17 protein-coding genes and 1 riboswitch are annotated in these 13763 nt (G+C 43.3%); of the genes, 11 read left to right on the top strand and 6 right to left on the bottom strand.

The features are described from left to right. Positions 1-195 precede the first annotated feature (195 nt). Positions 196-444, top strand: a complete 249-nt coding sequence (locus NSU05_RS15340; RefSeq protein ID WP_014665094.1) for a type B 50S ribosomal protein L31 — start codon at positions 196-198, stop codon at positions 442-444. Positions 445-537: 93 nt separating this feature from the next. Beyond that, the gene (locus tag NSU05_RS15335; RefSeq protein WP_014477744.1) at positions 538-1101 is read left to right on the top strand and encodes a carbonic anhydrase; all 564 of its coding nucleotides are present in this window, start codon (positions 538-540) and stop codon (positions 1099-1101) included. Here the strand turns inward: NSU05_RS15335 and yidD are convergent. Next, entirely contained in the window at positions 1098-1325 is a 228-nt protein-coding gene (gene yidD / locus NSU05_RS15330) for a membrane protein insertion efficiency factor YidD (RefSeq protein WP_038429499.1), read from the bottom strand. The genes NSU05_RS15335 and yidD overlap by 4 nt on opposite strands. A 128-nt stretch (positions 1326-1453) precedes the next feature. Here yidD and NSU05_RS15325 point away from each other — a divergent pair, with 128 nt between their 5' ends. Together NSU05_RS15325 and NSU05_RS15320 are read left to right on the top strand one after the other, a co-directional pair. Continuing rightward, entirely contained in the window at positions 1454-1927 is a 474-nt protein-coding gene (locus tag NSU05_RS15325; RefSeq protein WP_003219361.1) for an S-ribosylhomocysteine lyase, read from the top strand. A gap of 119 nt (positions 1928-2046) precedes the next feature. After that, positions 2047-2484: a FixH family protein gene (locus tag NSU05_RS15320; RefSeq protein WP_024573053.1), complete on the top strand. Its 438-nt coding sequence runs from the start codon at positions 2047-2049 to the stop codon at positions 2482-2484. Here NSU05_RS15320 and ytzI read toward each other — a convergent pair. After that, the gene (ytzI, locus tag NSU05_RS15315; protein ID WP_003229081.1) at positions 2478-2618 is read right to left on the bottom strand and encodes a YtzI protein; all 141 of its coding nucleotides are present in this window, start codon (positions 2616-2618) and stop codon (positions 2478-2480) included. The two genes, NSU05_RS15320 and ytzI, sit on opposite strands and share 7 nt — an antisense overlap. A gap of 128 nt (positions 2619-2746) precedes the next feature. Here ytzI and NSU05_RS15310 point away from each other — a divergent pair, with 128 nt between their 5' ends. The 3 genes from NSU05_RS15310 (at position 2747) to ytkD (ending at position 4440) form a co-directional block, all read left to right on the top strand. Further along, positions 2747-3184 (top strand): Dps family protein, encoded by a 438-nt coding sequence (locus NSU05_RS15310; RefSeq protein ID WP_003229083.1) that lies wholly within the window; start codon positions 2747-2749, stop codon positions 3182-3184. A 165-nt stretch (positions 3185-3349) separates the two neighbouring features. Next, positions 3350-3754: a holin family protein gene (locus tag NSU05_RS15305; RefSeq protein ID WP_076458298.1), complete on the top strand. Its 405-nt coding sequence runs from the start codon at positions 3350-3352 to the stop codon at positions 3752-3754. A 209-nt stretch (positions 3755-3963) separates the two neighbouring features. Continuing rightward, entirely contained in the window at positions 3964-4440 is a 477-nt protein-coding gene (ytkD, locus tag NSU05_RS15300) for an RNA deprotection pyrophosphohydrolase (RefSeq protein WP_003229087.1), read from the top strand. 27 nt (positions 4441-4467) lie between these two features. Here the strand turns inward: ytkD and NSU05_RS15295 are convergent, their stop codons facing one another. The 3 genes from NSU05_RS15295 to NSU05_RS15285 are packed head-to-tail and all read right to left on the bottom strand — an operon-like array spanning position 4468 to position 7054. Continuing rightward, entirely contained in the window at positions 4468-5280 is an 813-nt protein-coding gene (locus NSU05_RS15295; protein WP_014477740.1) for an ABC transporter permease, read from the bottom strand. Beyond that, positions 5255-6037 (bottom strand): ABC transporter ATP-binding protein, encoded by a 783-nt coding sequence (locus NSU05_RS15290; protein WP_003229092.1) that lies wholly within the window; start codon positions 6035-6037, stop codon positions 5255-5257. Before NSU05_RS15290 ends, NSU05_RS15295 begins: the two co-directional genes overlap by 26 nt. 12 nt (positions 6038-6049) lie before the next feature. Further along, positions 6050-7054 (bottom strand): ABC transporter substrate-binding protein, encoded by a 1005-nt coding sequence (locus tag NSU05_RS15285; RefSeq protein WP_033884525.1) that lies wholly within the window; start codon positions 7052-7054, stop codon positions 6050-6052. Positions 7055-7205: 151 nt separating this feature from the next. On the opposite strand from NSU05_RS15285, the gene NSU05_RS15280 reads away from it, so the two are divergent. After that, on the top strand, positions 7206-7979 hold the full coding sequence (locus NSU05_RS15280) for a prolyl oligopeptidase family serine peptidase (RefSeq protein ID WP_038429498.1): 774 nt from the start codon (positions 7206-7208) through the stop codon (positions 7977-7979). A 51-nt stretch (positions 7980-8030) separates the two neighbouring features. Beyond that, on the top strand, positions 8031-8273 hold the full coding sequence (locus NSU05_RS15275; protein WP_003223304.1) for a DUF2584 domain-containing protein: 243 nt from the start codon (positions 8031-8033) through the stop codon (positions 8271-8273). Between the two features lie 38 nt (positions 8274-8311). Here NSU05_RS15275 and pckA read toward each other — a convergent pair whose 3' ends face one another. Then, positions 8312-9895 (bottom strand): phosphoenolpyruvate carboxykinase (ATP), encoded by a 1584-nt coding sequence (gene pckA / locus NSU05_RS15270; protein ID WP_014480627.1) that lies wholly within the window; start codon positions 9893-9895, stop codon positions 8312-8314. Positions 9896-10091: 196 nt separating this feature from the next. After that, positions 10092-10230: riboswitch (SAM riboswitch) on the top strand. A gap of 167 nt (positions 10231-10397) precedes the next feature. On the opposite strand from pckA, the gene metK reads away from it, so the two are divergent. Next, positions 10398-11600, top strand: a complete 1203-nt coding sequence (gene metK / locus NSU05_RS15265; protein ID WP_003229102.1) for a methionine adenosyltransferase — start codon at positions 10398-10400, stop codon at positions 11598-11600. A gap of 149 nt (positions 11601-11749) precedes the next feature. After that, a complete protein-coding gene (gene asnB, locus NSU05_RS15260) occupies positions 11750-13648 on the top strand; it encodes an asparagine synthase (glutamine-hydrolyzing) (protein ID WP_003229103.1) in 1899 nt (632 codons plus the stop codon). Positions 13649-13763: the final 115 nt, after the last annotated feature.

Raw genomic sequence — 13763 nt, 5'->3', positions numbered from 1 at the left:
CACCTTTCTAAAAAGACGTTCTGTATGTATTTTGGGTTTATTATTTGCTTCCTCGGTTAGATTATTCTTCCTATTCTTAAATGCCATGAGGTTTACGATGCGAAAACAGAGGGAAGGATATAAGAAGATTGACAAAACGTTTGTAAGGTTATAAAATAAAACGTAATTATTACGATTTATTGAAAGGAGATACACATGAGAGAAGGAATTCATCCGAAGAACCACAAAGTGATATTTCAGGATGTCAACAGCGGCTACCGTTTTCTCAGCACCTCTACGAAAACATCTAATGAAACAGCAGAGTGGGAAGACGGAAACACATATCCTGTCATTAAAGTAGAGGTAAGTTCTGACACGCATCCGTTTTATACAGGCCGCCAGAAATTCAATGAAAAAGGCGGACGAGTTGAGCAGTTCAAAAAACGCTATAACATGGGGAAATAAGGCAGACCAGAGGGTTTGTCTTTTTTTATTATGACGAATAAACAAGGGTTGTGATATATTGAAGAGTAAAAAGAATAGAAAGGGACAACGAACATGAGTCTTCTAAATGATATTCTTGAATTTAACAAGACATTTACTGAACAAAGAGAGTATGAAAAGTATCAAACATCAAAATTTCCAGATAAAAAAATGGCGATTCTTTCTTGCATGGACACTCGTCTGGTTGAACTGCTGCCGCATGCGATGAATTTGCGAAACGGTGATGTGAAAATCATTAAAAGTGCCGGTGCGCTTGTGACACACCCATTCGGAAGCATCATGAGAAGTTTACTCGTCGCAGTGTACGAGCTGAATGCAGATGAGGTGTGTGTGATCGGGCATCACGATTGCGGCATGAGCAAAATCAGCAGCAAAAGCATGCTTGAAAAAATCAAAGCAAGAGGGATTCCGGAAGAACGCATCGAAACAATAAAGTACTCCGGTGTAGACTTTGATCAATGGTTTAAAAGCTTTGATTCAGTGGAAGCGAGTGTGAAAGACAGCGTAGACGTTATTAAACATCACCCGCTGTTCCCGGAAAACGTTCCGGTCCATGGCTTAGTCATTGATCCTAAAACCGGAAAACTGGATCTTATCGTAAACGGCTATAACAATTAATGTTTTTGTTTTTTTTCAGGAACGGGATCGACTCCTCCCGGATGGAACGGGTGGCATTTCAAAATCCGTTTGATTGTCAGCCATCCGCCTTTTAAAGCGCCATGTGTTTTAATCGCTTCGATTCCATATTGGGAACAGGTCGGATAAAAGCGGCACGTTGGCGGTGACAGGGGCGAGATGAATTTTTGATATCCTCTGATCAGAGCGATGAATAGGGTTTTCATGTTTCTTCAGCAACCTTTCTGATGCAAGTATAAGAAAAAAAACACAGATTGAAAAGTTAATCAATAATTCTTATCGGAAAAGTATGTTATAATGAAATTACATTTTTAAAAAAGGGGAGAGTGCCATTATGCCTTCAGTAGAAAGTTTTGAGCTTGATCATAATGCGGTTGTTGCTCCATATGTAAGACATTGCGGCGTGCATAAAGTAGGAACAGACGGCGTTGTCAATAAATTTGACATTCGTTTTTGCCAGCCAAATAAACAGGCGATGAAGCCTGACACCATTCACACACTCGAGCATTTGCTCGCGTTTACGATTCGTTCTCACGCTGAGAAATACGATCATTTTGATATCATTGATATTTCTCCAATGGGCTGCCAGACAGGCTATTATCTAGTTGTGAGCGGAGAGCCGACATCAGCGGAAATCGTTGATCTGCTTGAAGACACAATGAAGGAAGCGGTAGAGATTACAGAAATACCAGCTGCGAATGAAAAGCAGTGCGGCCAAGCGAAGCTTCATGATCTGGAAGGTGCTAAACGTTTAATGCGTTTCTGGCTTTCACAGGATAAAGAAGAATTGCTAAAAGTATTTGGCTAAAATAGAAAGGACCTTTTTGCGCTTAAGCAAAAAGGTCTTTTTTGTGACGTCTCATATTTTGTGTACCATTTGCTGTAAGCGTTTGCTACTATTTAAGTAAACGATGAAAGGGTGATGGCATGAAAAAGATGTTGGTTGTTCTGCTTTTTTCTGCTTTTTTGCTTAATGGATGCGGATCTGGTGAAAGCAAAGCAAATACAGCTGAGACGCCCGAGGTTTTGGATGTCAAGCTGACCGGGCCTGAAAAAGTAAATCCCGGAGAAAGCGCTGCTTATGAAGCAGCCGTATCATATGGTGATGAAGCTGTGACGGATGCCGATGAAGTAGAGTTTGAAGTATGGAAAGAAGGGGAAAAAGACGCCAGCCAAATGTTTAAGGCGAAACAAGAAAAAGGCGTATACCGATTGGAAACGACGTTTAAGGAAGATGGTGTATACACTGTCCAATCCCATGTCACAGCAAAAAAACAGCATAGCATGCCGACCTTAAAAGTCCAAGTCGGAGACGCCGATGCTGCCAGCAATCAGTCAGAAGTGGAGCATTCACATCATCATTGATTGTGTGAATCAGAGTGATTTTCTTGTGGTGGATCAATGGTATGCTTTACATTATAGGCTTTTACAGTCGTCCAAATGGTTACAAGCAAAACAGCCAGCACAATCAAAATACTTATCGTAATGAGAAGCGTCATGACATTCCACCTCCCGTTTTTTAACAATTGTAGCATAATAGAAGAAATCATGACAGATAAGGGTAAAAAAGAGGTTTTAGCGTACGATATTAAGGGTATACATAGTCATATAACAAGGAGGAGATACCATGTCAGAACAATTGATTCAAGCAGTGAACAAACAAGTAGCCAACTGGACGGTCATGTATGTGAAACTACATAATTATCACTGGTATGTGAAAGGAAAAGATTTCTTCACTCTTCATGAAAAGTTTGAGGAGCTGTACAACGAAACAGCAACTTATATTGATGACTTAGCAGAACGTCTTTTGGCGCTGAACGGAAAACCGATTGCAACAATGAAGGAATCCTTAGAAACGGCTTCTGTCAAAGAAGCTGCTGGAAATGAAACAGCTGAACAAATGGTTCAAAGCGTATATGATGATTTCACAGTCATCGCGGAAGAGCTGAAAAACGGCATGGATTTAGCTGATGAAGTCGGTGACGAAACAACAGGGGACATGCTTCTTGCGATCCATCAAAATATTGAAAAACATAACTGGATGCTAAAAGCTTACCTAGGTTAAGTTCAAAAATAGAACGGCCGGATGTCTTAAAAAAGACGTCCGGCTTTTCTTTTTGTATCTGAAAAATAGGCGACAACCAGTCCATTTTTCTGAAAAATCCAATCCGTTCGGCTTGTTTTCCATAGAATATCGTAAGGCCGTTTCTGTGAAAGGATGTTGGGATAAATGGATAGAGACTTTGGCATCTTTTCGTTAATAGCAGTCAGCGTTTCAGCAGCGGGTTTTTTCTTTGGAGGTTTTCAGTATTCATTTCTGATTTTGCTCTCTCTTATGGCAATTGAATTTATCAGTACGACTTTGAAGGAAACCATTATTCACAAACTGTCATTTAAAAAGGTATTTGCCCGGCTTGTCAAAAAATTAGTCACGCTGGCTCTGATCTCTGTATGCCACTTTTTTGATCAGCTGCTGAATACAGAGGGATCAATTCGTGACTTGGCTATTATGTTTTATATTCTTTATGAATCTGTGCAAATTGTTGTGACAGCCAGTTCTCTTGGCATACCGGTTCCTCAGATGCTTGTCGATCTTTTAGAAACGTTAAAAAATAAATTTAAGCGCAAACCGTAACTTTTCCCTGTTCGCGGGTCATAATAAAGCCCAGAGCGTCGGTCGCACTTTTCGGCAAAAGCTATCGCAAAAAAACTGTACGAGCTAGTCTGCATGCAGAACCTGACGGCGTGCTGGGTTTCCCTTATTTTTTGATAAAAGGCTTCCGAAGAAACGTAACTGTGGTATGATGTATGGAAGATAGCTAGGAACGGATTTGAGGGATAAACATGTACGAGTTTAAAGATTATTATCAGAATACTGTTCAGCTTTCCTTTGACGATCAGCCTTTCTCGGACAGCCCGAAGCATGTCTGGGTGATTTGCCGTTTTGGCGGCAAATGGCTTTTAACAGAACATGAGGACAGAGGCTATGAGTTTCCAGGCGGGAAAGTAGAGCCGATGGAGTGCGCAGAAGAGGCTGCGCTCCGGGAAGTAAAGGAAGAGACGGGCGCGAGAGTCAAAAGCCTCAAGTATCTCGGACAGTATAAAGTTCTCGGAAAAGAAAAAGTGATTGTGAAAAATATATATTTTGCAGATATAGAAAAGCTTGAAAAGCAGGCTGATTACTTTGAAACGAAAGGCCCGGTTTTGTTTCACGAGCTTCCGGAGAACCTTTCCCGCAATAAAAAATTCAGCTTTATTATGAAGGATTCCGTACTTCCGATCAGCTTGAAAAAACTGAAAGAATCTGGATGGATTGAATAAAAAAACCCGGCACATATGCCGGGTTTTTTATGTCCTCCCCTTCGTCCATTTCTTTTCCAGCAGCTCGACGCCCTGATACATCAGAGTGGCGAAGATGGCGATGATCAGCAGGCTTAAGAAGACGAGTGTAAAATTGAAGACTTGGAATCCGTAAATAATCATATATCCTAATCCGACCTTCGAAACGAGGAATTCCCCTACAATGACGCCAACCCATGATAAACCGACGTTCACTTTTAGTGTTGAAATAATCGCGGGGGAAGATGCAGGCAGTATGACTTCTTTAAAAATAACCCACTTTTTTGCGCCGAATGTTTTCATGACTTTCGTATAGTTTTCGTCGACCTCTTGGAAGGCGGTATAGACAACGATGGTTGTGATAATGACGCTGATGATGGCTCCCATCGCAATGATGCTGATAAAACTGGGACCGAGCGCGACAATCAGGATCGGGCCCAGGGCCACTTTCGGCATTGCATTCAAAATTACAAGATACGGATCTAAAATTCTGGCAAGTCGGTTAGACCACCATAACAAAGCGGCGAGGCACGTGCCCATAAACGTCCCGAGCAAAAAGCCAAGCACCGTTTCAAATAAAGTGACGCCGATGTGTGACAGTAAAGAACCGTCACCAAGTTTCTCCAGCAATAATCGCCACACAGCTGATGGAGAGCTGAAGATCAGCGGATCGATCCAGCCCTGCCTGCTGGAGGTTTCCCAGCCCGAGAAAAAGAGAATAAATATGGCAAGCTGAAAGGAATGGACCTTCCACTTTTCCTTTTTCTGTTTGAATTGATACTGCTCGTGAAGCAGATCAATGGTTTCTTTGCTGTTTCTCAAGAGAATTCAGCTCCTTCCATATCGTTTGAAACAGTGTCTGGAAGGAAGGTTCCTGACGGGCGTCAAAAGGCAACATCGCGGCCAATTCCTTAGGAATGGTAAAAATCTGATGGATGGTGCCCGGCTGATTTGAAAATAAAAAGATCGTATCGCTCATCGCTATCGCTTCCCCTATATCATGAGTGACAAGCACTGCTGTTTTTTGATATTCCTTTAATGTGCGGAATACCAGGTTTTCCAAAGACAGCTTTGTCTGAAAATCAAGCGCGGAAAATGGCTCATCCAGCAAAAGCAGACTAGGGTTAGGCGCAAGTGTTCTTGCAAGCGCAGCCCGCTGGCGCATCCCGCCTGACAGCTCTTTCGGATATTTTTTCTCCACATCTATGAGGCCGAACTCCGGCAATAGACCGAGTGCAGCGGCTTTGCTTTCTTCTGTCAGCGTGTCGGCGATTTTTAAACCGAGAAGCACATTTTCCTCGATAGATTTCCAGGGAAATAAGTAATCCTGCTGAAGCATATAGCCAATATTATGTTCTTTTTGATTCGGCTCACGGCCTTCAATCAGAACTCTGCCTTCTGATGGCTCAATCAAACCGGCAATAATGGAAAGCAGTGTTGTTTTTCCGCAGCCGCTTGGGCCGAGAAATGAGATGAAATCACCTTTTTCGGCATCGAAATGAATATCCCGCACAGCCGTTGTTTTTTCTTTAATAGAAAAATAAGTATGGGTTACATGGTCGACATGTAAGAAAGACATAGATGGCGCCTCCTATTTCTCCGAGGTGACTTTTTCAGCAATATGTTTATTTACAAGCTGATTGTATGGAATGTGCTTCGGCAGTTCTCCCGATTGATCCATAATGGTTTGGAGAAGCTCCCATTCTTTTTCGTTAAGCAGAGGGTCTGGCGAATATGAATGCTGTTTTTTATAGCGTTCAATGGATGTTTCGATGACGTCTGGGTCGGTATCATCAAATTCATCTTTAATGGCATCTGTGATGTCCTTCGCAGAATGATTTTCAACCCACTGCTGCGCCTTATAAATGGCTTTTGTAAACTTGACGGCTGTGTCTTCATTTTTCTTCAAATAGCTTTGTTTCGCCATAAAAGTCGTATAAGGAACCTCTCCTGATTCTTCTCCGAATGAAGCAACGATATGGCCGATGCCTTTTTTCTCAAAGAGAGAAGCCTGCGGTTCAAAGAGCTGTACATACTCACCGGTTCCAGAAGCAAACGCATTGGCAATATTGGCGAAGTCTATGTTCTGGATAAGGTCTATATCCTTATGCGGGTCAATCTTATGTTTGTTCAGCACATACTCGCCGACCATTTGCGGCATGCCGCCTTTTCGCTGGCCGAGAAACGTTTTTCCTTTCAGCTGATCCCAGTCGAAGTGTTCAACATCTTCTCTCGCGACAAGAAACGTTCCGTCTGTCTGAGTCAGCTGGGCGAAATTAATGACGGGATCTTTAGCCCCTTGCGCTTCGACATAAATAGATGTTTCTGACCCGACAAGCGCGATGTCGGAGCCGTTGGAAAGAAGCGATGTCATCGTTTTGTCTCCGCCCCAGGTCGTATTCACATCGACATCAAGCCCTTCTTCCTTAAAAAAACCTTTAGACTCAGCAACATATAAAGGTGCGTAAAAAATTGAATGGGTCACTTCAGCTACTTTGACTTTGGTGAGCGTTTCTTCCTGCTTGCAAGCCGCCAGGGCGATCATCAGAAAGATACTGCCGACACAGGCGAAGCCCAGCCTTAACCATCTGTTCACATAGACAACCTCCTTATTTCGCATCAAGTTAATATCCTTTTTTGCTTTACATATCGTATGATGGGTATAAAAATGTGTGAATGCCTAACCAGGTTCTCCGGATGTAATTTTGGAGTAAGGAAAGCATATAGAAAAAAAGGAGGCGGCTGTTTTGATTGTAGAGAAAAGAAGATTTCCGTCGCCAAGCCAGCATGTGCGTTTGTATACGATCTGCTATCTGTCAAATGGATTACGGGTTAAGGGGCTTCTGGCTGAGCCGGCGGAACCGGGACAATATGACGGATTTTTATATTTGCGCGGCGGGATTAAAAGCGTGGGCATGGTTCGGCCGGGCCGGATTATCCAGTTTGCATCCCAAGGGTTTGTGGTGTTTGCTCCTTTTTACAGAGGAAATCAAGGAGGAGAAGGCAATGAGGATTTTGCCGGAGAAGACAGGGAGGATGCATTTTCTGCTTTTCGCCTGCTTCAGGAGCACCCAAATGTCAAGAAGGATAGAATCCACATCTTCGGTTTTTCCCGCGGCGGAATTATGGGAATGCTCACTGCGATCGAAATGGGCGGGCAGGCAGCTTCATTTGTTTCCTGGGGAGGCGTCAGTGATATGATTCTTACATATGAGGAGCGGCAGGATTTGCGGCGAATGATGAAAAGAGTCATCGGCGGAACACCGAAAAAGGTGCCTGAGGAATATCAATGGAGGACACCGTTTGACCAAGTAAACAAAATTCAGGCTCCCGTGCTGTTAATCCATGGAGAAAAAGACCAAAATGTTTCGATTCAGCATTCCTATTTATTAGAAGAGAAGCTAAAACAACTGCATAAGCCGGTGGAAACATGGTACTACAGTACATTCACACATTATTTCCCGCCAAAAGAAAACCGGCGTATCGTGCGGCAGCTCACACAATGGATGAAAAACCGCTGACAGTGAAATATGTTATGATAAAGAAAAAAGAGAACGAAAGGGGATTTCACTTTGGGAATGCCTGTTGAATTTAATACACTGATTGTGACAAAAGGAAAAGAAGTTCGCATAGATGAAAATATATTCACGTTAGAGAAGGACGGATACCGAGTATATCCGATGGAGATTCCAATGGATGTACGCAAAACAAAGTTTGGCGAAAAGTCAGGCACAGCTGAAGTGCAGAAGCTTCAATGGGAAGACGGCCGGACCATCATTACATACAAGCTGACTTCTTTGCATTCCGTCAATTAAAACAAGCCAAGAGCATAATTGCTCTTGGCTTTTGTTTTTTATACGAGAGGGCCGCCTGCCTGGGCGATGGCATCGGTATGTGCGAACTTTTTAAAGTTCTCTTTGAATTCATTTGCAAGGTAGACTGCCTTTTCTTTGTATTCTTCCTTGTTAGTCCACGTGTTTTCAGGCTGAAGGATATGATCAGGAACGCCAGGAACATGGGCCGGAATGTGCAGGCCGAAAATATCGTCAGTTATCATTTCAGCATCCTCTAATTTACCTTCAATCGCTGCTTTGACCATTGCTCTAGTGTAAGAAAGCTTCATTCGTTCGCCTGTGCCGTAGCCGCCCCCGGTCCAGCCGGTATTGACTAAGAAAACGTCTGCCCCGTGTTCATCAATCTTTTTGCCGAGCATTTCAGCATAGACGTGAGCAGGAAGCGGCAGGAACGGTGAGCCGAAGCATGTAGAGAACGTCGTTTCAGGAGACGTGACACCACGTTCGGTTCCGGCAAGCTTACTCGTGTAACCGCTCAAGAAATGGTACATGGCCTGCTCCTTCGTTAGTTTGCTGATCGGCGGCAGGACTCCGAAGGCATCAGCCGTCAAAAATACAATTGCTGACGGATGGCCGGCCATGCTTGGAGTCACGATGTTGTCAATCATATGAATCGGGTAAGCTGCCCGCGTGTTTTCAGTATAGAAGGAATCATCATAATTGGCTTCGCGTGTATCTTCATCCACAACGACATTTTCGAGAACAGACCCGAAGCGGATCGCGTTAAAGATTTGCGGCTCCTTTTCCTCGCTTAAATGAATGCACTTAGCGTAGCACCCGCCTTCAATATTAAAGACGCCTGTATCAGACCAGCCATGTTCATCGTCACCGATCAGCTTGCGGTCAGCATCTGCCGACAGGGTGGTCTTTCCTGTTCCTGACAGTCCGAAGAAAAGGGCGACATCGCCTTTTTCACCGACATTGGCGGAGCAGTGCATAGATAAAATATCTCTTTCAGGCAGCAGGAAATTCATAATGGAGAAAATGGACTTCTTCATTTCACCGGCATACTCAGTTCCGCCGATTAAGATCGTCCGCTTTTCGAAAGAGACAATAATAAACGTTTCGGAATGAGTGCCGTCTGTTTTTGGATCCGCTTTGAAATGCGGAGCAGAAAGAATGGTGAACGGCTGCTCAACTGTTTTCTTATCATTTCCTTCCGGACGGATAAACAGCTGCCGCGCAAATAAATTGTGCCATGCGAACTCATTTACGACAGTGATCGGCAGCCTGTATTTCTCGTCTGCTCCGGCAAATCCTTCGAAAACAAACAGTTCATCTCGCTCCTTTAAATAGCTGACAACTTTCGTGTACAGCCGCTCAAACGCTTCTTCTGAAATCGGCTGATTCACCGGGCCCCAATCGATCTTATTTTTCGTGCTTTCTTCCTCCACGATGAATTTATCTTTAGGTGAGCGTCCTGTGTAAGCGCCTGTTGTCGCGCGAACAGCACCTGTGGATGTTAAAATGCCTTCGTTTCGGGAGAGGACTTTTTCTGTTAGCTGTGCTGCAGATAAATTATGACGCACATTTGGACATGTTAATAAGGCTTGTAAATCAGCGGTCAAATCAACTGAGTTCATATGAAACCTTCCTTTATCGTTTTTTGTGTTTTGCTAATTGTGAATTAGTATAACATATATTTTCAAATAGTCTATACTATTTATTATTTTTTGTGTGTGCATTTCCATTGTTTTCCCTCAATATAGGTGCCTATTTCTTCTGAATCATATTGACATTGCAAACCCTTTTACGATAAGATATTTCATTGAGCGGATACTCTTATCCCGAGCTGGCGGAGGGACAGGCCCTATGAAGCCCAGCAACCGGTTTCTCTGTTATTTATTATGTTCAACTGAGTGAGACAACCAAGGTGCTAACCTGTTGCAAGGTTGTATGATTCCTTGAGCGATAAGAGTGAAAGGCACAAAGACCAAACCCTTTCCTCGATGGAAAAGGTTTTTTTATTTCATAAATATGCCAATTAACATTCTCTAATATAACTGTACATTGTATAAGAGGGAGCGAGTTCCGTATCATATATACAAGGTCTTTCGGGAGGCCTTGTGCAGGAGGAAGCAAATCATGAGTAAAAATCGTCGTTTATTTACATCAGAATCTGTTACGGAGGGGCATCCGGATAAAATCTGTGACCAGATTTCTGACAGCATTTTAGATGAAATTTTAAAGAAAGACCCTAACGCGCGTGTTGCTTGTGAAACATCTGTGACAACAGGTTTGGTTCTTGTAAGCGGAGAGATCACAACTTCTACGTATGTTGACATTCCGAAAACGGTTCGCCAAACCATTAAAGAAATCGGATACACACGTGCAAAATACGGATTTGATGCGGAAACTTGTGCGGTTTTAACATCAATTGATGAGCAGTCTGCTGATATCGCGATGGGCGTAGACCAAGCGCTTGAAGCCCGTGAAGGCACAATGAGCGACGAAGAAATTGAAGCGATTGGTGCGGGTGACCAAGGATTAATGTTCGGTTATGCGTGCAACGAAACGAAAGAGCTTATGCCTCTTCCAATTTCACTTGCCCATAAATTAGCCCGCCGCCTAAGTGAAGTCCGTAAAGAAGATATTCTTCCGTACCTTCGCCCTGACGGCAAAACACAGGTAACGGTTGAGTACGATGAAAATAACAAACCAGTCCGCATTGACGCGATTGTTATTTCAACTCAGCATCATCCTGAAATTACACTTGAGCAAATTCAGCGCAACATTAAAGAACATGTAATCAATCCGGTTGTTCCTGAAGAGCTGATTGATGAAGAAACAAAATATTTCATCAACCCTACAGGACGTTTCGTAATCGGAGGCCCTCAAGGGGATGCGGGACTTACAGGACGCAAAATCATCGTTGATACGTACGGCGGCTATGCACGCCACGGCGGAGGCGCGTTCTCAGGTAAGGACGCGACGAAGGTAGACCGTTCTGCAGCTTATGCGGCAAGATACGTTGCGAAAAACATCGTTGCGGCTGAGCTTGCTGATTCTTGCGAAGTACAGCTTGCTTACGCGATCGGTGTTGCACAGCCTGTGTCAATCTCAATCAACACATTCGGTTCCGGAAAAGCTTCTGAGGAAAAACTGATTGAAGTTGTTCGCAATAACTTTGATTTACGACCTGCCGGCATTATCAAAATGCTTGATTTGCGCCGTCCGATCTACAAACAAACTGCTGCGTACGGCCACTTTGGACGTCACGATGTTGACCTTCCATGGGAGCGCACAGACAAAGCGGAGCAGCTGCGTAAAGAAGCGTTAGGAGAATAATTTTATAGCCGCTTACTGGTTAAGCGGCTTTCCCTTTTTTATCGTTGTATTCATGTTTATTTTTTTACATAACTGTGAAACCAAATACTATTCACAGCGTCTATAAATAGGGGTTCAATGATGACAATTTTAATTATGGAGGCAATACTATGTGTGGATTTGTCGGGGTTTTTAACAAGCATCCGTTAGCTCAAACCGCTGATCAAGAAGAACTAATCAAACAAATGAACCAAATGATCGTTCACCGCGGTCCTGACAGTGATGGATATTTCCATGATGAGCACGTCGGCTTCGGATTCAGACGGCTCAGCATTATTGATGTAGAAAATGGCGGACAGCCTTTATCATATGAAGATGAAACATATTGGATTATCTTTAACGGAGAAATCTATAACTATATCGAACTGAGAGAAGAACTTGAAGCAAAGGGGTACACATTCAACACGGATTCGGACACAGAGGTTCTTCTTGCGACTTACCGTCACTATAAAGAAGAAGCGGCGTCCAAACTGCGCGGTATGTTTGCCTTTCTGATTTGGAATAAAAACGATCATGTGCTTTATGGGGCAAGAGATCCATTCGGCATTAAACCGTTGTACTACACAACGATCAATGATCAGGTTTATTTTGCCTCAGAGAGAAAAAGTTTAATGATTGCTCAGAATGATATTGAAATAGATAAAGAGGCATTGCAGCAGTACATGTCTTTCCAATTTGTTCCTGAACCAAGCACGCTTGATGCCCATGTGAAAAAAGTAGAGCCGGGTTCACAATTCACAATCCGCCCGGACGGCGATATCACATTCAAAACGTATTTCAAAGCGAACTTCAAGCCGGTTCAGACTGAAGAAGACAAGCTTGTGAAAGAAGTCCGAGACGCGATCTATGACTCTGTAAACGTTCATATGAGAAGTGACGTTCCTGTCGGTTCGTTCCTGTCTGGCGGGATTGATTCTTCCTTTATTGTGTCTGTTGCGAAGGAATTTCATCCAAGCTTAAAAACATTCTCTGTCGGCTTTGAACAGCAGGGCTTCAGTGAGGTTGATGTAGCGAAAGAAACGGCAGCGGCGCTGGGCATTGAAAATATCAGCAAAGTCATTTCGCCTGAGGAATACATGAATGAGCTTCCGAAGATCGTATGGCATTTTGATGACCCGCTTGCTGATCCGGCAGCGATTCCGTTGTACTTTGTTGCAAAAGAAGCAAAAAAACATGTTACGGTTGCTTTATCAGGTGAAGGAGCGGATGAGCTCTTCGGCGGATATAACATTTACCGTGAACCGCTTTCGCTTAAACCGTTTGAACGGATTCCGTCCGGCTTGAAAAAGATGCTTCTGCACGTTGCTGCCGTTATGCCTGAAGGTATGAGAGGAAAGAGCCTGCTTGAGCGCGGCTGTACTCCGCTTCAGGATCGTTATATCGGTAACGCGAAAATCTTTGAAGAGTCTGTCAAAAAGCAGCTGTTGAAGCATTATAATCCGAACCTTTCATATCGCGATGTGACGAAGACTTACTTTACAGAAAGCAGCTCGTACAGCGATATCAACAAAATGCAGTATGTCGATATCCACACTTGGATGCGCGGCGACATTTTGTTAAAGGCGGATAAAATGACGATGGCGAATTCTTTGGAACTGCGTGTGCCGTTCTTGGATAAAGTCGTATTCGACGTCGCTTCAAAAATTCCTGATGAGCTGAAAACGAAGAACGGCACGACGAAGTATCTTCTTCGCAAAGCCGCTGAAGGAATTGTGCCTGAGCACGTATTAAACCGCAAAAAGCTTGGTTTCCCTGTACCGATCCGTCATTGGCTGAAAAACGAAATGAACGAATGGGTGCGGAATATTATTCAAGAAAGCCAAACGGATGCTTATATCCATAAGGATTATGTCCTTCAGCTTCTTGAAGACCATTGTGCGGACAAGGCTGATAACAGCCGTAAAATCTGGACTGTACTGATCTTTATGATCTGGCACAGCATCAATATTGAAAAACGATATATGCCTGAAGAGCTGAGCCATCAGCCTAAAGAAGTCATCTTTGTGTAACAGACAACAAGGCTTTCGAGTAGTCGAAAGCCTTGTTGTTATCCTTTTATTTCTCCATCATCAATGATTTACCCAATCCGTACGGAATATTCAGAAAAATGATATAATGATATTT

This window comes from Bacillus sp. EU52 (genome assembly GCF_037964975.1).
Taxonomy (GTDB): Bacteria; Bacillota; Bacilli; order Bacillales; family Bacillaceae; genus Bacillus; species Bacillus subtilis.
Note: the sequence above shows the minus strand (reverse complement) of the source record. Positions and strands in the feature narration are given on the sequence as shown.